The 17721-nt window shown below is 70.2% G+C and carries 18 protein-coding genes and 1 tRNA gene; 8 read left to right on the top strand and 11 right to left on the bottom strand.

Features of this window, described 5'->3' with window-relative positions:
• Positions 1-2 precede the first annotated feature (2 nt).
• The 3 genes from CJ301_RS02050 to CJ301_RS02040 all read right to left on the bottom strand — a co-directional run bounded on the left by CJ301_RS02050 (position 3) and on the right by CJ301_RS02040 (position 3708).
• Positions 3-1211: a branched-chain amino acid ABC transporter permease gene (locus CJ301_RS02050; RefSeq protein WP_099273682.1), complete on the bottom strand. Its 1209-nt coding sequence runs from the start codon at positions 1209-1211 to the stop codon at positions 3-5.
• 3 nt (positions 1212-1214) lie between these two features.
• The gene (locus CJ301_RS02045; protein WP_099273680.1) at positions 1215-2246 is read right to left on the bottom strand and encodes a branched-chain amino acid ABC transporter permease; all 1032 of its coding nucleotides are present in this window, start codon (positions 2244-2246) and stop codon (positions 1215-1217) included.
• A gap of 118 nt (positions 2247-2364) precedes the next feature.
• Positions 2365-3708, bottom strand: a complete 1344-nt coding sequence (locus tag CJ301_RS02040) for a substrate-binding protein (protein ID WP_099273678.1) — start codon at positions 3706-3708, stop codon at positions 2365-2367.
• 215 nt (positions 3709-3923) lie between these two features.
• Between CJ301_RS02040 and CJ301_RS02035 the strand changes: the two genes are divergently transcribed.
• The 5 genes from CJ301_RS02035 to CJ301_RS02015 all read left to right on the top strand — a co-directional run bounded on the left by CJ301_RS02035 (position 3924) and on the right by CJ301_RS02015 (position 9649).
• A complete protein-coding gene (locus tag CJ301_RS02035) occupies positions 3924-5267 on the top strand; it encodes a helix-turn-helix transcriptional regulator (RefSeq protein WP_099273676.1) in 1344 nt (447 codons plus the stop codon).
• 73 nt (positions 5268-5340) lie between these two features.
• Positions 5341-5709, top strand: coding sequence for a response regulator transcription factor (locus CJ301_RS02030; protein ID WP_099273673.1), 369 nt, complete (start codon positions 5341-5343; stop codon positions 5707-5709).
• The gene (locus tag CJ301_RS02025; RefSeq protein ID WP_099274187.1) at positions 5702-5968 is read left to right on the top strand and encodes a hypothetical protein; all 267 of its coding nucleotides are present in this window, start codon (positions 5702-5704) and stop codon (positions 5966-5968) included. The genes CJ301_RS02030 and CJ301_RS02025 overlap by 8 nt, the downstream gene beginning before the upstream one ends.
• Before the next feature lie 4 nt (positions 5969-5972).
• Positions 5973-8675: an ATP-binding protein gene (locus CJ301_RS02020; RefSeq protein ID WP_099273671.1), complete on the top strand. Its 2703-nt coding sequence runs from the start codon at positions 5973-5975 to the stop codon at positions 8673-8675.
• Positions 8676-8722: 47 nt separating this feature from the next.
• Entirely contained in the window at positions 8723-9649 is a 927-nt protein-coding gene (locus CJ301_RS02015; protein WP_162620391.1) for a hypothetical protein, read from the top strand.
• On the opposite strand, the gene CJ301_RS02010 is transcribed toward CJ301_RS02015, so the two are convergent.
• Positions 9646-10092 (bottom strand): TIGR01244 family sulfur transferase, encoded by a 447-nt coding sequence (locus CJ301_RS02010; RefSeq protein WP_099273667.1) that lies wholly within the window; start codon positions 10090-10092, stop codon positions 9646-9648. The two genes, CJ301_RS02015 and CJ301_RS02010, sit on opposite strands and share 4 nt — an antisense overlap.
• Before the next feature lie 140 nt (positions 10093-10232).
• On the opposite strand from CJ301_RS02010, the gene CJ301_RS02005 reads away from it, so the two are divergent.
• Positions 10233-11495, top strand: coding sequence for an enoyl-CoA hydratase/isomerase family protein (locus CJ301_RS02005; protein ID WP_162620390.1), 1263 nt, complete (start codon positions 10233-10235; stop codon positions 11493-11495).
• Here the strand turns inward: CJ301_RS02005 and CJ301_RS02000 are convergent.
• The gene (locus tag CJ301_RS02000) at positions 11482-11697 is read right to left on the bottom strand and encodes a hypothetical protein (protein WP_099273663.1); all 216 of its coding nucleotides are present in this window, start codon (positions 11695-11697) and stop codon (positions 11482-11484) included. The two genes, CJ301_RS02005 and CJ301_RS02000, sit on opposite strands and share 14 nt — an antisense overlap.
• Before the next feature lie 146 nt (positions 11698-11843).
• On the opposite strand from CJ301_RS02000, the gene CJ301_RS01995 reads away from it, so the two are divergent.
• Positions 11844-12107, top strand: a complete 264-nt coding sequence (locus tag CJ301_RS01995) for a DUF2312 domain-containing protein (RefSeq protein WP_099273661.1) — start codon at positions 11844-11846, stop codon at positions 12105-12107.
• A 17-nt stretch (positions 12108-12124) separates the two neighbouring features.
• Here CJ301_RS01995 and CJ301_RS01990 read toward each other — a convergent pair whose 3' ends face one another.
• Positions 12125-13003 (bottom strand): hypothetical protein, encoded by an 879-nt coding sequence (locus CJ301_RS01990; protein WP_099273659.1) that lies wholly within the window; start codon positions 13001-13003, stop codon positions 12125-12127.
• 130 nt (positions 13004-13133) lie between these two features.
• On the opposite strand from CJ301_RS01990, the gene CJ301_RS01985 reads away from it, so the two are divergent.
• Complete coding sequence (locus tag CJ301_RS01985) at positions 13134-14789, top strand: ABC transporter permease (RefSeq protein ID WP_254050038.1); 1656 nt, start codon at positions 13134-13136, stop codon at positions 14787-14789.
• A 14-nt stretch (positions 14790-14803) separates the two neighbouring features.
• Here the strand turns inward: CJ301_RS01985 and CJ301_RS01980 are convergent.
• From CJ301_RS01980 to CJ301_RS01960, 5 genes are all read right to left on the bottom strand, one after another.
• Positions 14804-14879: transfer RNA gene (locus CJ301_RS01980), tRNA-Thr, on the bottom strand.
• Between the two features lie 265 nt (positions 14880-15144).
• Entirely contained in the window at positions 15145-16563 is a 1419-nt protein-coding gene (locus CJ301_RS01975; protein WP_099273656.1) for an alkaline phosphatase D family protein, read from the bottom strand.
• A 31-nt stretch (positions 16564-16594) separates the two neighbouring features.
• Positions 16595-16954, bottom strand: a complete 360-nt coding sequence (locus CJ301_RS01970) for a Na+/H+ antiporter subunit G (RefSeq protein WP_099273654.1) — start codon at positions 16952-16954, stop codon at positions 16595-16597.
• A complete protein-coding gene (locus CJ301_RS01965) occupies positions 16951-17220 on the bottom strand; it encodes a K+/H+ antiporter subunit F (RefSeq protein WP_099273652.1) in 270 nt (89 codons plus the stop codon). Before CJ301_RS01965 ends, CJ301_RS01970 begins: the two co-directional genes overlap by 4 nt.
• On the bottom strand, positions 17217-17720 hold the full coding sequence (locus CJ301_RS01960) for a Na+/H+ antiporter subunit E (RefSeq protein WP_173812307.1): 504 nt from the start codon (positions 17718-17720) through the stop codon (positions 17217-17219). Before CJ301_RS01960 ends, CJ301_RS01965 begins: the two co-directional genes overlap by 4 nt.
• Position 17721: the final 1 nt, after the last annotated feature.

The raw sequence follows: 17721 nt of genomic DNA, 5'->3' as shown, positions 1-17721 counted from the left end.
CCTTATTCCGCGGCGGCGCGCTGGCGCGCGGCGTCGGATTCGACGTGATCGGCGTTCCTGTCGCGGCGGCGGAACATGCGCCCCGTGCGCTGCGCGCCCTCGACCAGCCCGCCGGGCAGGAAGATGACGACCAGCATGAACATGATGCCCAGCGTCAGGTGCCAGCCCTTGCCGATGAAGGGGTGAATGAGGGCGACCATGACGTTCTCCAACCCGTCGGGCATGAAGGCGAACCACTGGTGCAGGATGCCGTCATTGATCTTCGAGAAGATGTTCTCGAAATACTTGATGAAGCCCGCGCCCAGCACCGGCCCGATCAGCGTGCCCGCGCCGCCGAGGATGGTCATCAGCACCACCTCGCCGCTCGCGGTCCACTGCATCCGGTCGGCGCCCGCCAGCGGGTCCATCGCCGCCAGAAGCCCGCCCGCGAGACCGGCATACATGCCCGAGATCACGAAGGCCGCGAGGGTGTAGGGGCGGGTGTTGAGACCGGTGTAGTTCATCCGCTGCTGGTTCGATTTCACCGCCCGCAGCATCATGCCGAAGGGCGAGCGGAAGATCCGCACCGAAAGGTAGAAGGCCAGCAGCATCAGCACGGCGCAGAAGTAGTAGCCGACCGAAAAGTCCCAGGACCATGGCCCGATGAAGAGCGTGGTGGTCTCGCGCATCTCGGCCCCGAAGAGCGAGGTGACGGGCAGCCCGCCCCCGGTGTCCCCGTCGAGAATGCGCGGGTCCGACAACGTCAGTTGCAGGCCGGTCTCGCCATTGGTGATGGGCGTCAGCACCGAATAGGCGAGGTTGTAGCTCATCTGCGCGAAGGCCAGCGTCAGGATCGAGAAGTAGATGCCCGAGCGGCGCAGGGACACGAAGCCGATCACGAGGGCGAAGAGCCCGGCCATGACGATCGACAGCAGGATCGCCGGGATGACGTTCATCGACAGCAGCTTGAACATCCACACCGCCGAATAGGAGCCGATGCCGAGAAAGGCCGCGTGGCCGAAGGAGAGGTAGCCGGTGAGCCCGAACAGGATGTTGAAGCCGATGGCGAAGATCCCGAAGATCACGAAGCGCTGCATCAGGTCGGGATAGCCCGCGTTGAACTGCGCCAGCGCCGAGCCCGCGGGAAAGGGGTTGAGGATGATCGGGGCGAACAGGGTGATGAAGGCCACCGCGATCAGAAGAAGGGTGTCTTTGCGCTCAAGTCCGAGCATGGCTTAGTCCTCCATCACGCCGCGACGGCCCATCAGGCCCCGCGGACGGGTCAGCAGAATGACGATGGCGACGAGGTAGATGATGATCTGGTCGATGCCGGGCAGCAGCGATTTCACCTCGTTCATCGAGGCGAAGCTCTGCAGGATGCCGAGCAGGAACCCCGCCAGCACCGCGCCGGGCAGGCTGCCCATGCCGCCGACCACGACGACCACGAAGCTCAGCACCAGGAAATCCATGCCCATGTGGTAGTTGGGGCTCAGGATCGGCGTGTACATCACGCCCGCGAGCCCCGCGACGGCCGCCGCGAGGCCGAACATCAGCGTGAAGCGCTTGTCGATGTCGATGCCCAAGAGCCCCACGGTCTCGCGGTCGGCCATGCCGGCGCGGACCACCATGCCGAAGGTGGTGAATTGCAAAAAGGCGAAGACACCCGCGATGATGATGCCCGCGAAGAAGAAATAGACGAGCCGCCAGTAGGGGTAGATGATCGAATAGGGGTCGAAGCCGAGCCAGACGCCGATGTCGAGGCTGCCCTTGAAGGCCGAAGGGGCGGGCGTCGGGATCGGGTTGGCGCCGTAGAAATACTTGATGACCTCCTGCAGCACGATGGCGAGGCCGAAGGTCACGAGGATCTGGTCGGCATGGGGGCGCTTGTAGAAATGCTTGATCAGCCCGCGCTCCATCACGAAGCCCACCAGCACCATGACCGGGATCGCCAGCAGGATCGCCAAGGGCACGGCCCAGTCGATGATCGCCGCGCCCAGCTCCGGGCCGAACCAGTTCTCGACATAGGGCGTCTGGACCTTCATCGGGTTGCCGAGAAAGTCGGTGCGCTCGGGGTCGATGGTGGTGACGCTGAGCGTCAGGATCTTTTGCAGGGTGACGGCGCAGAAGGCGCCGATCATGAACAGCGCGCCATGGGCGAAGTTCACCACGCCCAGCGTGCCGAAGATGAGGGTGAGGCCCAGCGCGATCAGCGCATAGGCCGATCCCTTGTCGAGCCCGTTCAGGATCTGGATGAGTATGGCGTCCATGGTCCCCGTCCATTTGTGAGGATGCTCAAGCCGCCCCCGGTCGCGCGGGCCCAAAGGGTCCGCGCGTCGGGAGGGGCCGGTCGCAGGAGGCGCGACCGGCGGTTTCGGGTAGAGGGCGTCAGGCGCCCGGGTTGCACTCGCCCAGCGCGCCGCCGGCGAACATCGGGTGATCGGGCGCGTAGGTGACCTGCTCGGTCGGCGTGACCTCGACGATCTCCACGAGGTGGAACTCGTCCTGCGGGTTCTCGGCGCCCTTCACCACGACCACGTCCTTGAAGCACTGGTGGTCCTCGGCGCGGTAGAGCGTCGGGCCGTTGCCCAGCCCGTCGAACTCGTAGCCCTCCAGCGCCTCGACCACGGCGCAGGGGTTGAAGTCGCCCGCCCGCGTGACGGCGTCGGCGTAGAGCAGCGTCTGCACGTAGCAGGTATGCGCGGCCTGTGAGGGCGGGAAGCCGTATTTCTCGCCGAAGCTCTTCACGAAGGCCTTGGTGCCTTCGTCCTCGAGCTTCCAGTCCCAGTTCTGCGAGCCGGGAATCCCGGCAATGGCCGAACCCGCGCCGCGCGCCATCAGCTCCGAATAGAGCGGCACGACGATCTGGAAATCCTGCCCGTTGGCCTGACGCTCGCGCAGGCCGAACTGCACCGCCTGTGTCAGCGAGTTCACCATGTCCCCGCCGTAATGGTTGAGCACCAGCACGTCCGCGCCCGAGTTCAGCACCGGCGCGATATAGGAGGAGAAATCGCCCGCGCCCAAGGGCGTGCGGACCTTTTCGGTGGTCTGCCAGCCCATCGCCTCGGTCGCCGCGGCGATCGATTCCTCCTGGGTCCAGCCCCAGGTGTAGTCGGCGGTCAGGTGATAGGCCTTGCGGTCGGTGCCGTAGAGGTTCTGCAGCACCGGCGCGAGGGCGGCGGCGGACATGTAGGCGTTGAAGAAATGCCGGAAACCGTTGGCCTTGCGGTCCTTGCCGGTGGTGTCGTTGGAATGGGTGAGACCGGACATGAAGATCACGCCCGCCTCCTGACACAGCCCCTGCACGGCCACGGCGACGCCCGAGGAGGAGCCGCCCGAGATCATGATCGCGCCGTCCTTCTGGATCATCGACTGGGCGCTGGCGCGCGCGGCGTCGGACTTGGTCTGGGTGTCGCCGGTGACGAACTCGACCTTCTTGCCCATGATGCCGGTGCCGTCGAGCGCCTTGGAGGAGAAGGTGTTGAGCATCCCCCCGTCGCCGCCGCCGTTGAGATGCTCGACCGCCAGCTCGAAGGCGCGCAGCTCGTCGGCGCCCTCATCGGCATAGGCGCCGGTCTGCGGCACGTTGAAGCCCAGCGTCACCGCCGATCCGGTGGGGGCGTTGGTGAAGGCGGATGCGCTCGAGGTGAAGATCGTCGGAAGCGCGAGCCCGGCGCCGCCGATGGCCCCGGTCCTGAGCAGCCCGCGCCGCGAGAAGTTCTGTCGTCTCATGTGGTCTCCTCCCTGATATTCGGGTCGATGCGTGCCGGACCTCCTCCGCCCAACGCGCGCCGCCACACCTTCCGGTGCAGGGGCAGTATCGGGGCAGGGCGGAAAATCGCGCAACAAGTGCTTGGAGGGGCGATGATTTTCTGTAAACTTATCGACAGGATGACCGGTAAACCTGTAAAGAATTTCTCCCGCACCCGCAGAAAAGGCCACGGGCGGTGAGCCGCGCGGGCGAGGCGGCGACCGGTCTTGCCGGGTCGCGGATCCGCGCGCGGCGGCTCGATGCGGGCATGGCGCAGGGCGAGCTGGCGCGGCGCATCGGCGTCTCGCCCTCCTATCTCAACCTGATCGAACACAACCGCCGCCGCATCGGCGGGCGGCTGCTCAACGCCATCGCCCGGGCGCTGGAGCTGGAGGTGGCGCAGCTCTCGGAGGGGGCGGATGGGGCGCTGCTGGCCCGGCTCGCGGCGGCGGCTGCCGCGCAGGCGCGCCCCCCCGCGGCGCCCGAGGAGTTCGCCGGACGCTTTCCCGATTGGGCGGCGGTGGTCGATGCGCAGGCGCGCCGGATCGAGACGCTCGAGGCGCAGGTCGCCGCGCTGGGCGACCGGCTGGCGCATGACCCCGAGCTGTCGGCCTCGCTGCATCAGGTGATCACCTCCGCCACGGCGATCCGCTCCACCGCCTCGATCCTCGCGGGTGGCGAGGCGCTCGACCGGGACTGGCAGGCGCGGTTTCACAACAACATCCATGCCGAAAGCCTGCGGCTGGCCGACAGCAGCCGCAGGCTCGCAGGCTATCTCGAGGTGCCGGGCGACGATCATGGCCCGACGGCGCTTTCGCCGCAGGAGCAGGTCGAGCGGTTCTTCGAGGCTGCGGATCACCACCTGCCCGCGCTCGAAGGCGAAACACCCGCGATGCAGCCCGAGGAGATCGCGGCGGAGGCGCCGGGGCTCGATGCAGCGGCGCGAAGGATGCTGATCCACCGGCTCGCGCAGTACCGCGCCGATGCGGTTGCGCTTCCTTCCGAAGCGATCGGCGCGGCCTGGAGCGAGACGCCCGATCCGCTGGCGATCGCGGCGCGGCTCGGGCAGCCGCTGGAGCGGGTGCTGCGCCGTCTTGCGGCGCTGCCCGCCGGGCTTGGCCCGCCGCGGGCGGGGCTGGCGGTCTGCGATGCGGCGGGGGCGATCCTGCACCGCCGCCCGCTCGACGGGCTCACATTGCCGCGCGGCGGCGCGGCCTGCCCGCTCTGGCCGCTCTTCGAGGCGCTGTCGCAGCCCGGCCGACCGCTGCGCGCCACAGCCAAGCTGCCCGGCGCGCGCGCGGAGGGCGTGTCGTGCTACGCCGTGGCCTCGATTGCTGCGCCAGCGGGCTGGAATGCCGCGCCGCGGATCGAGGCGGTGATGCTGATGCTGCCGCAGGAGGGTGGGGCGCATGATCTGCCCGAGCGCGCGGTCGGGCCCGGCTGCCGATTGTGCCCCCGCCGCGGCTGCGCGGCCCGGCGCGAGCCCTCCTTGCTGCCGCGTGCAATGACGGGCGAGGGCGGGCAGGCTTTGACAGGCTAGGGCAGCGCGGCGATAGTGACGCGCGAAGCCGCGCGGTCCGGGGGAGGGCCGCGCGCGAGGGGGGAGGCCGCGGATGGCCAGACGTGTCCTGCTGATCGAGGACGAGCCGAACATCATAGAAGCCGTGAGCTTCATCCTGTCGCGCGACGGCTGGACCGTGCACACCCATTCCGACGGGCTGAGCGCGGTCGCGCGGGTCCGCGCCCATCCGCCCGATCTGGTGATCCTCGACGCAATGCTTCCGGGGCGCTCGGGCTTCGACATCCTGCAGGAGCTGCGCGGCGACCCGGCGCTGCGGGCCCTGCCGGTGATGATGCTGACCGCGCGCGGCCAGGCGCGCGACCGCGATCTGGCGATGCGGCTGGGGGCCAGCCATTTCATGACCAAGCCCTTCTCGAACGCCGAGGTGCTCGACCGGGTGCGCGCGCTTGCCGGTGGCTGAGCGCGGGCCGGGCGCGCGGCGGCCGGTCTTTCTCGCCCGGGCCTCCTATCGCCGCAGGCGGCTCGAGGATACCGCGCGGCTGGCGCCGCTGGCGGCGGCGTTCCTGTGGGCCCTGCCGCTCCTCTGGCCGCGCGGCGAGACGCCGCTTTCGACGGTGCTGGTCTATCTCTTCGCCGCATGGGGTTTGAGCGTGCTCGCCTCATGGGCGCTGGCGCGGGCGCTGCGCCGCTCGGCGCGCGATGCGGATGGAGACGCCTGATCCGATGCTCGGCTTCAACGCCCTCGTCTCGATCGCGCTGCTCTACGGGGCCTTCCTGTTCGGCGTGGCCTTCGCCGCCGAGCGGCGGGCGGCGGGCGGACGCGACGGCTGGCTGCGCAGCCCGTGGATCTACACCCTGTCGCTGTCGATCTACTGCACCGCCTGGACCTTCTATGGCGCGGTGGGCTACGCCGCGCGGTCCGGGCTGGAATACCTGACCATCTATCTCGGCCCCAGCCTCGTGATGATCGGCTGGTGGTGGCTGCTGCGCAAGCTGGTGCGGATCGGCCGGGCGCAGCGGATCACCTCGATCGCCGATCTAGTCTCCTCGCGCTTCGGCAAGTCGGATCTTCTGGGGGTGATCGTGACCCTGCTCGCGGTGGTCGGGGTCACGCCCTACATCGCGCTTCAGCTGCAATCCATCGCGCAATCGCTCGATGTCTTTGCCGGGCGCGCCGCGGCGGACTGGGCCGCACGCGGCGGCGGCTCGGCGGCGCTGTGGTCGGCGGTGGGGCTGGCGCTCTTCACCATCCTGTTCGGCACCCGCAACCTCGATTCCAACGAGCGTCACCACGGCATCGTCATGGCCGTCGCGGTCGAGGCGGTGGTCAAGCTCGGCGCGCTGCTGGCGGTCGGGGTCTATGTCGTCTGGGGCCTGGGCGGCGGCCCGGCGGAGATGCTCGCGCGGATCGACGCCTCGGCCATCTCGGGCTGGGAGCAGTCGGGCGGGCGCTGGATCGGCTTCACCCTCCTGTCGGCGGGGGCGCTCTTGTGCCTGCCGCGCATGTTCCAGGTGCTGGTGGTGGAGAACGCGGACGAGGATCACCTCGCCACGGCGAGCTGGGCCTTTCCGCTCTATCTCGGGCTGATGAGCCTTTTCGTCGTGCCGATCGCGGTGACCGGGCTCGAGCTTCTGCCCGAGGGGGCGAACCCGGACATGTTCGTGCTTACCGTGCCGCTGAGCCAGGGCCGCGACGGGCTCGCCGTGCTGGCCTTTCTGGGCGGCTTCTCCTCGGCCGCCTCGATGGTGATGGTGGCGACGATCGCGCTGGCCACGATGATGTCGAACCACATCATCGTGCCCTTGTGGCTGCGCGCGCGCTCGGGCGGGGCGATGATGGCCGGGGACGTGCGCGCGGTGGTGCTGGCGGCGCGGCGATTGTCGATCCTCGGCGTGCTGGGGCTGGGCTACGTCTATTTCCGGCTTTCGGGCGGCGGGGCGGCGCTGGCCTCGATCGGGCTGGTGGCCTTCGTGGGCGTGGTGCAGGTGCTGCCGGCGCTGATCGGCGGGCTGTTCTGGCGCGGCGCGACCCGCAGCGGCGCGGCGGCGGGGCTGCTGGCGGGCTTTGCCGTCTGGCTCTGGGCGATGTTCCTGCCCAGCGTCGGCGACGGCACCGCGATCCCGGCGGGGGTGATGGCGGCGGGTCCCTTCGGGCTGGAATGGCTCAGGCCGCAGGCGCTGTTCTGGACCGGCGGGCTCGACCCGGTGCTGCACGCGGCGCTGTGGTCGCTCGCGCTCAACGCGGCCCTTTTCGTGCTGGTGTCGCTGGCGAGCTTTCCCGGCCCGGTGGAGCGGCTGCAGGGCGCGCAGTTCGTCGGCGTCTTCGAGCTGTCCGAAGGCCCCGGAAGCTGGGCGCGCGGCGCCGCCGATGCCGAGCCGCTGCTCGTCATGGCGCAGCGCATCATCGGCGCGGCCGAAGCGCAGGCGATCTTCGCGCGACACGCGGCACGGCAGGGCAAGCAGGGCCGCCTGCCGGACGTCACCCCCGATTTCATCCGCGTGCTCGAACGCGAGCTGGCGGGCTCGGTCGGGGCGGCGACGGCGCATGCGATGATCGGCCAGATGACCGAAGGGGTCAGCGTTTCGGTCGAGGACCTGATCGCCGTGGCCGACGAGACGGCGCAGATCATGGAGTATTCGAACCGGCTCGAACAGAAATCCGCCGAGCTGGAGCGCACCGCAAGCGCGCTGCGCGAGGCCAATGCGCAGCTCACCGCGCTTTCGGTGCAAAAGGACGGCTTCCTGAGCCAGATCAGCCACGAGCTGCGCACCCCGATGACCTCGATCCGGGCCTTTGCCGAGATCCTGCGCGAAGGCGGGCTCGACCCGGCCGAGCAGGACCGCTTCGCCGCCATCATCGGCGACGAGGCGAGCCGTCTGACGCGGCTGCTCGACGATCTGCTCGACCTGTCGGTGCTTGAGGCGGGGCAGGGGCTCCTGGACCTGCGCGAGATCGGGCTCGGCGAGGTGGTGGACCGCGCGCTCGACGCCGCCCTGCCGCTGCGCGAGGGGCTGCGCGTGGAGCGCGACCCCGCGCTCGACCAGGTGACGCTCGACACCGATCCCGACCGCCTCGCGCAGGTCTTCATCAACCTGATCGCCAATGCCCGCAAATATTGCGAGGCGCCGCAGCCCGAGCTGCGCATCCTCTGGCGGCCCGATTGCCACGCGGTGGATTTCATCGACAACGGCGCGGGCATCCCGCCCGAGCAGGGGCGGGTCATCTTCGAGAAATTCTCCCGGCTCGGCGAGGCGGGAAAGGCGGGTGGCGCCGGGCTCGGCCTCGCGATCTGCCGCGAGATCATGGCCCGGCTCGGCGGCGCCATACGCTACCTGCCGGGCGGGCAGGGCTCGGGCAGCGCCTTCCGGGTCGAATTGCCGGTGAAAGCCGCGCCGTTAGGGGTTGGTCAACCACTGGCGGGATAGGTCGGAGGGGATCGGCGGGCGTGGCCCGGCCGCCGGGGCGGGACAGGATGACCGAGATGACGATGGAGAACGTGCTGCGCCGCCTGATCGACGGCGGCGGCTCTGCAAGGGCGGCCTCCGTGGGGCGGGGCGGCGCGCAGGGCAATGCTCTGGGCGGGGCGCTGGCCCGGGCGGCGCAGGAGACGATCGGCCTGCCCGTCGTGCCGCGCATGGCGCGCATCGACAGGCTCGACCGCGAGGCGCTGATCGGGGAGATCGACCCGGCGGCGCTGCTTGTCGGCATCGGCCCGCCGGGCCGGGTCACCGGCCTTGCCGCGATCGAGCCGCAGCTGCGCTGCGCGGTGGTCGAGACGCAGACGCTCGGCGCGCCGCGCGCGGCCCCGGCGCAGGCGGGAGAGATCACCGGCACGGAGGCGGCGATGATGGCGCCGCTGCTGCAAGGCCTGCTGATCCGGCTTGCGCAGCTCGATGATGGCCCGCAGCAGGCCGCGCTCGCCCCCGGGCCGCGCCTGGGCGATGCGCGGGCGGCGGGGCTGATCCTGCCGGAGGGCGGTTTCGCGGTGCACCGCTTCTCGATGGAGATCAGGCCGGGCAGCGGCCGCGAGGGCGCGCTCATGCTGGCGCTGGCGCTGCCCCCCGCGGTGCCGCAGGCGCCCGAGGCGGCGGTGTGGAAGATGGCGCTGCGCGAGACCGTCCTGCAGGCGCCCGCCGATCTGACGGCCATCCTGCACCGGATGCGGCTTCCGGCGCATGAGGTCGAGGCCTTCGAGCCCGGCCAGCGGCTGATGCTGCCGGGCGTGTCGCTTTCGGCGATTGACCTTGAGGATGGCGGCGGCCGCGCGGTCGCGAAGGTCCGGCTCGGGCAGTTCGCGGGGCTGCGCGCGGTGCGTCTGGCACAGCCCGAGGCCGCGTCCGATGCTTTGGCCGAGGGGGTGCGAGAGATCCCCGCCCGCCCGGCCCGGCGCGGCGATTAGTTGGCGTCGTCTTCCGCGTCGCTTTCGCGCAGCGCGTCGAGCTGGGGGCGCAGCCGCTCGAGATCGTAGCCCGCCTTGGCGGTGGCGGCGATGATCTCGTCGGTCTCGGACCGCCCCACCTGGCCCAGCGACCACACGATCGAAGACCGCGTGCCCGAGGCGCAATAGGCCAGCACCGGCCCGTCGGAGCCATCGAGCACCTGCATCTGCCGGTCGACGACCTCGCGGTTGAGCCCCTGATGCGTCACCGGGTTGACGGCAAAGCGCAGCCCCGCCGCCTCGGCCGCGATCCGCAGCGTCTCGGCCTGCAGCTCGGCGGGCACCTCCTCGTCGGGGCGGTTGCACAGCACCGTGGCAAAGCCCGCCTCGGCGATGGCGGGAATGTCCTCCGGCTCGATCTGCGGGCTGACGGCGTAGTCGGGGCTGATGCGGCGAATATCCATGCGGCGAGGAATACCGCGTCGCCCGGCGCGCGTCCAGACGCGTTGCGCCGCTGCCATCGCCGAAGCCGCGTGGCATGGCGGGCCTTGCGCCGGGGGAGCGCGCCGCCGATCATGTGGCAGGGCAGGCAGCAGCGAGGGTCATGGCGATGCAGGGGGAGACGATCTCGGCCCGGACGGTCGACGGCATCGCGCGGATCACGCTCGATTCGAAGCCGGGCAACGCGCTCGACGCCGCCACGCGGCAGGCGCTCGCCGCGGCGCTGGACGAGATCGAAGCCGCGCTCGACACCCCGCAGCCCCCCCGCGGCGTGGTGCTGACCGGCGCCAACGGCCTGTTTTCGGTGGGGCTCGACCTGCGCGGGCTCGATCGCCCGGTCGAGGGCCCCGACCTCGCCACGATCTGCCGCCGGATCGAGCTGCTGCCCATTCCGGTGGTGGCCGCGCTTTCGGGCAGCGCCATCGGCGGCGGGGCCGAGCTGGCGCTCGCGGCGCATTATCGCCTTGCAGCGCCCACCGCGCGGATCGGTCTGCCCGATGTCATGCTCGGCCTGCCGCCCGGCGCCGGGGGTGGCCAGCGGCTGGCGGCGCTCTGCGGCGTAGACACGGCGCTCGATCTGCTCTTGCGCGGCCGCCCGGTGACGGCCTTTGCCGCGCGCGAGGCCGGGCTGATCGACGGGATCGTCGAGGCCGATCTGCTGGAGAGCGCGCAGGCGCTGGTGGAGCAGCTCGCCGCCGCCGGGATCCGGCCCCGCCCCGTGGCCGGTCGGCGCGAGCGCATGGCCGACGGGGCGGAGTGGCTCGCCTGCCTGCGGCGACGGCGCGAGATGATCGCGAACGCGCCGCTGCGCAGCGCGGCCCGGATTCTCGACAGCATCGAGGCAGCGCTGCTGCTGCCCGCCCCGGCGGCGCTGCGTTTCGAGCGCACGGCCCATGCCGACGCGCTGGCCGATCCGCAGTTTCGGGCGCTGCGATACGTCTATTTCGCGGAGCGCCGGATCCCCGCCGCGCTGCTTGCGCGCGAGGCGGGCCGCGCCGTGCCGACGGCGGTGGGCCGGGGCCTGCTCGCGGCACTGATGCGCGGCAGCGACGGGCTCGAGGGCCGGCGCAGGCTCGCGGCCATCGTCGCGCAGGGCGCGCGGCTGCTGGCGGCGGGACGGGTCGCGCGCAGCGCCGATCTCGACGCGCTGGCGGTGCATGGGCTCGGCTGGTCGCGGCTGTCGGGCGGCCCGTTCTTCGAGGCCCGCCAAATCGGTTTCGGCGCGCTGGTCGAGCGGATGCAGCACTGGAGCCGGGAGGATCCGGTCTTCGACGTGCCGCCGCTGCTGCGCGCTGCGCTCGAAAACGATGACGACATCGACGCGGCATTGCGCCGCGGCCGGGCCGGCGCCGTCAGGACAGGATGAGACCCACGACCACCATCATCAGCCCGAGCATCGACAGCATCAGCGCGCCGATGTTGAGCGGCACGACACGCGCCAGCCGGGCGCGCAGCTGCGCGTCGTCGAGCCCCATGCGCCGCAGCCGCATCACCGCGACGAGGCTCCAGACGATGGCCCCGAACCCCGCCAGCGTGAGCGCCGCGCCGATCCAGATGATGATGTCCATGCTCTCACTCCCGCTGACCTCGCGCATCAGGGCCTAACGGGGCGGCCGGGGCGGCACAAGCCTGCCAAAGCGCGCGCGGGGCGCTTGAAGCCCGCAGGCCCCGGCGCTAGGGAGTGGCTCCGGTATCGGCCCATCAGGAGAAGCCCATGAGCGAGTCATCCGTCATCGACGTGCAAAGCAACGCCGCGGGCGAGGAGCTGCGCCAGTTCATCGAGCGCGTCGAGCATCTCGAAGCCGAGAAGAAGGACATCGCCGAGCAGATCAAGGAAGTGATGGCCGAGGCCAAGGGCCGCGGCTACGACACCAAGATCCTGCGCAAGGTGATCGCGCTCAGGAAGCGCGACGCCGACGACATCGCCGAGGAAGAGGCTGTGCTCGACATGTACAAGGCCGCGCTCGGCATGAGCTGAGGCAAGGGCCTCGCCGCCTAGGCGGCGAGGAGGCGCACGCCTTCCATCTTCGCGATCCGGTCGAGATCGGCCTCGTAGATCGCGGTGAGATCGGCCATCAGCCCTGCATCCCAGCCGGGCAGGTCGATCTCTATCTCGACCGCCTCGGGGCGGGCGTATTTGTCGAGAAAGGCCGAGACGATCCGCCGCTCCTGCGCGGCCGAGGCCGGTGGATGGCTGGCGAGATAGTCGCGCAGCCGCGCCGCCCCCTCGGGCCGCATGATCTCCTCCACGAGATCATGACCGCCCTCGATCGCGGCATCGGCTTCGATCCCGGCCATGGCCCGGACCAGCTCGGGCCAGAGCAGGGCGCTGTCCTCGTCGCACCAGACGGTCAGCGCGATGCCGGGGGCGGCCTGGCGCAGCCGCGCCACCACATCCGACCACAGGATCATGCGCGGATCGAGCCCGGCCATGAACTCGTCGAAGCCGCGCCCGCGCGTCTGTTCCCAGCAGGCGGGCACGAAGCTCGCCGGGTTGCGGATGCCCAGAAACAGCTCGATCCGGTCCTCGGGGAAAAGCGCCTGCAGGGAGCGGGCCTTGAAGCTCGCCATCTCGTGAAAGCAGCCCGCCTCGCAGATCCGCGCAGGCGTGCAGATGAAGGCCGGATTGCCCATGACCAGCCGCTCGGTCGTCTCGCCATGATCGAGGATGGCGTCGATCAGCACGTCGCGCGTGCCGGGTTCGGGCATCTCCCCGCGCAGGTGCTGGATCGTCTCGCGCAACAGGCGGCGGTAGCGCGCGGGGTTGGGCACGCGGGTGCCGCGCCCGGCAAGCATCGGCAGGTTCTTGGACACCGATTTGAGCAGCCGGTCGTCATCGGTGCAGTTCGCGCCGATATGAAAGGCGATATCCATGCGTGTTCTTGCCCCTGTCTGCCTTCGGCCTTGCTGCCGCTCCTTGGTCCGCCGGGGCCAATGCGCGCGCACCGGCCCCAATATAATGACTTATATGGACAGCGAAACCGCTTTGAGCTACCGCACGCCCATGTCCGTTGAAACCATTCAGTCGCAGGGGGGCGAGGGCGCGAAGCGCCGTCTCGACCCGTGGTCTGCGGGGGCGGTGGCGATTGCCGCGCTGGTGCTTTTGCCGGTGGTGTCGGTGATCTGGTTCGCCTTTCACCCCGAAGACAACATCTGGCCGCACCTGCTGTCGACGACGCTGCCGCGCTATCTGGGCAACACGGTTCTGCTGATGCTCTCGGTCGGCGCGCTGACCGCCGCCATCGGAGCGGGCGCGGCCTGGCTGGTGGTGATGTACCGCTTTCCGGGGCATGGCTGGCTGCAATGGGCGCTTCTGCTGCCGCTCGCGGTGCCGGCCTATGTCGGCGCCTACGCCCTCGTCGATTTCCTCGAATATGCGGGGCCGGTGCAGACGGGGCTGCGCGGCCTGATGGGCTGGCAGGATGCGCGCGACTACGCCTTCCCGCAGATCCGCTCGCGCGGCGCGGCGATCCTCGTGCTGTCGGCGGCGCTTTATCCTTATGTCTACCTGCTGGCCCGCGCGGCGCTGCGCGAGCAGTCTGGCGCGGGCTTCGAGGTGGCGCGGGCGCTGGGTGTCGGGCCATGGGGCCGCTTTTTCCGCGTCGGGTTGCCGTTGATCCGCCCGGCCATCGCGGCGGGCGTCGCGGTGGTGATGATGGAGACGGTCAATGATTTCGGCGTGGTCGACTATTTCGCCGTGCAGACGCTGACCACCGGCATCTTCACCGTCTGGCTGCAGGCGGGCAATCTGGGCGGTGCGGCGCAGATCGCCACGCTGGTTCTGACGATGATCGTGTTTCTCGTCACGCTAGAAAAGCTGAGCCGCCGCCGGCTGCGCTTTTTCGGCTCGGCCCGCCAGCCGCGGCCGGTGACGCCGGTTCGGCTGTCTGGCTGGCGCGGCGCTCTGGCCTTCGCCGCCTGCCTGCTGCCGTTCCTCGCGGGCTTCGTGCTGCCGGTCATGGTGCTGGCGAGCCATGCGCTCGATGCGGGCGAATGGGCCGCGCCGGGGCTTTCGCGGGCGCTGTTTCACACCCTGACCACGGGCGGCGTCGCGGCGCTGGTCACCGTGGTGGCGGGGCTCTTCATGGTCTATGGCACGCGGCTCTCGGGGCACCGCCTGCCGGTGCTGCTCCTGCCGGTGACGGCGATCGGCTATGCCGCGCCGGGCGCGGTGCTGGGCATCGGCATCCTCATTCCGCTGGCCTTCTTCGACAACGCGCTAGCCGATGCGATCCTTGCGCTCACCGGGCATGATCCGGGGCTCATCTTCACCGGCACGGCGGCGGCCCTCGTGCTGGCCTATTGCGTGCGCTTCTTCGCCATTGCCCAAGGCACTTCGGACGCGGCGCTGGGGCGGGTCTCGCCCAGCCTGCCGATGGCCGCGCGCTCGCTGGGCCAGACGGCGGGCGGCACGCTGCGCCGCGTGCATGTGCCGCTGATCCGCGCCAGCGTCGGCTCGGCGCTGCTTCTGGTCTTCGTCGATTGCGTCAAGGAGCTGCCCGCGACGCTGCTGCTGCGCCCCTTCGGCTACGACACGCTGGCCACGAGGGTGCATGCCAAGGCCAGCCTCGAAAACATCGCCGAGGCCGCGCCGGCGGCGCTGATGATCACCGCCGTGGGTCTCGTCGCAGTCGGGTTTCTGGCGCGCGCCAACCGCTGAGTTTTCGGAAATGATGGTGCCGGCTGAGGGACTCGAACCCCCGACCCCCTGATTACAAATCAGACGCTCTACCAGCTGAGCTAAGCCGGCCCCGGGGCCGATGTATCCAGACCGCGCCGGGCTGGCAAGCGCGTTGCGGCCCGTAGCGTCAGATATGGCAACAAAACTGCCGCGATGGCCCGGGCGAAGAGCAGAGCAGGGGCGACACCGCCGAGAGGCAGATCCCGCCGAGGGCATGCGCGGCATTCGGGCGCCATCGGGGCGATATCTGCAGAAGCGAAGCTCCCGCCTCCGGCTTGCCGCGGGCGCGACCGCGGCAAGCCAAGCTCGAAGCCCGGGTGGCGTTGGCTTCGGGCTAGAGCGGCAGAGGCGCGGTCGGGCCGGTCTCTTCGAGATGCCACACAGCGGCCCATGCCCCGGCATCGCGCTCCAGCACCAGGAAATTGCGCTCCGCGACGTAGCGGCGGCGCAGCCCCGGCGGCGGCAGGATGCGGATCGGATGGCCGCCAAGCGGCCCCTCGCCGAGGCTGCCGAGCCAGCCCAGCCCGCGCGCATAGGCCCCGGGCGGCGCGCGATGCGCGATGCCCGAGGCCACAAGCTGATGCACCGGGCCGGGATCGGCCGCCATCTCGGCGCGGGTGGCAAGGTGGATCTCGCCCGAGAGCACCGTGACGGGGCCGCGCGCGCGCAGCCGCAGCATCGCGCGCAGCGCCCGGCGCCAATCGGCCCGATGCGCCCGGCTCTGCCACTGGTCGCGCAGGTCGTCCTCGTATTTCTGCATGCCGGGCCAGAGCCACATCACCGCCTCGACCAGCGACAGCCGCGGGCCCAGGAGCGGCACGGAAGAGACGACGAAGGTCTGGGCGGGCTCGGGCGAAGGGGCCTCCAGAAGCGCCCAGCCCGCCTCGCCCATGACCCGCCTGCGGCGGCGCTCGGAGCGCAGGTCGGGGGTGGTGAGCGTCAGGCCCGGCAGGATGCGCTGCCAGCCGAGCTGCGCGCCCGAGGGATCGGCGAAGATCTCGGGGATGTCGGCCTCGACCGCGCCATGCTGGAACAGCAGATACATCTCGCGCGCCACGGCAAAGAGCGTCCGGCCCACCGCGCTGTCGGTCGCGGCCTCGGGCAGCGAGCCCCAGCCATCGCAGATGTCGTGATCGTCCCACACCGCCAGCGTCGGCACACGCGCCATGATTCCGCCGATGCCGGGCGAGGCGAGGCTGCGCATGTAGCGCCGCACGAAGCCCGCACGCAGATGCCGGGCCAGATCGTCGAGATCGGCGCGAGAGGCGGTGGAGGGGACGTCATCGGGCCAGTCGTCGCTGAGCGGGTGGCCTTGCGTGACCTCGTCGGCATAGATCTGGTCGCCGCCCTGGATCAGCACCGCGAAGGGCCGTGTCTCGTGCTCGGCGCGCATCCTGTCCCACATCGCGTCGCGCTCGGCGGGGTCGCGGTCCATGTCGCCGATCTCCTCGCCGTTGCACGACAGGAAGGCGAGCCGCAGATCGCCCGCGAGATCGGTCTCGACCGGGTAGCTCTCGCCTTCGAAGACATAGCCGCGATCGCGCGTCCGCAGCGTGAAGTCGAAGCGCCAGACCGTCAGCCCTTCGAGCCGGGCGATGGCGCGGGGGTCATGCGTGGCGTCGCCCGCACGGAGCGTGCCGCAGGGCGCGCCCTCGGGGCGGATCACGATGGCGGCGAGGCGCAGACCCTCCGCATCATGCCCGCGCAGATGCAGGATCGGCCCGACATGGCGGTCATCCGGTGTTTCGGTCACGTCGCGCTCCCAGCCCCGGCGGGGCCGGGGGTCAGTGTTCCGAATAGGTCGCCCAACGCTCTTCGGAGGGCGGCGGGGGCAGCTCCTTGCCGCCCCGCTGAAGATGCAGATGCACCTTGGCGATGAAATTTCCAGAGATCGGCGCCGTGACGAAGAGGAAGGCCATCACCAGAAGCTCGTGTAGCGACCCCTCGCCGAAGGCGAAGGCGTGAACGATCGAGGCCAGCAGCAGCGAGCCCACGCCCAGCGTCGAGGCCTTGGTCGGCGCGTGCAGCCGCTTCATCGGCTGGTCGAGCTTCACAAGGCCGTAGGAACCGACCAGCGTGAAGACCGCGCCGATGACGAGCAGGACGGCGACGAGGATTTCGGCCAGAAACAGGATATCGGTCATTCGATGATGTCTCCGCGCAGCACGAAGCGGGCCAGCGCCACGGTCGACACGAAGCCGAGCATGGCGAAGATCAGCGCGCTTTCGAAGTAGATCTGCGTGCCCAGGATCATCCCGAGCAGGATGATCAGGCCGATGGCGTTGATCACCATGGTGTCGAGCGCGAGGATGCGGTCGCCGGTATGCGGGCCGCGCACCAGCCGCGCCATGGCCAGCAGCTGGGCCAGCCCGACCGCGCCGATGGCGCCATAAAGGACGGTGTCGATCATTCGAAGATCTCCTTCAGCCGACGCTCGTAGCGGGTTTTGATCTCGTCGCGCACCGCTTCGGGGTCGGGCGCGTCGAGCGCGTGCACCAAGAGCGCGCGCCCGTCGGCCGACAGGTCGGTGCTGACGGTGCCGGGGGTGAGGGTGATGGTGCCGGCGAGCAGGGTGATCGCCTCGGGCGTGCGCAGGTCGAGCGGGATCACCACCCAGTTGGGGGACATGGCGGCGTTGGGCTTGAACAGCACGATCATCGCCACCTGCACATTGGCCACCAGGATGTCCCAGATCACCACCATCGCGTAGGAAATCAGCCGCCAGGGGTGCGTGATCCTGGGCCGGTCGGGCCAGTAGGCGGCGGTGGAGATCGGGATCAGGATCCCCAGGATCGCGCCGAAGACCACCGTGCCCAAGGTCAGGTCGTTGATCAGCAGGCACCAGACCACCACCAGCAGCGTCGACAGCATCGGGTGGGGCAGGAGTTTCCGGGTCAGTCGCCTCGACATC

The organism is Limimaricola cinnabarinus, assembly GCF_002723615.1.
Taxonomy (GTDB): Bacteria; Pseudomonadota; Alphaproteobacteria; order Rhodobacterales; family Rhodobacteraceae; genus Limimaricola; species Limimaricola cinnabarinus_B.
Note: the sequence above shows the minus strand (reverse complement) of the source record. Positions and strands in the feature narration are given on the sequence as shown.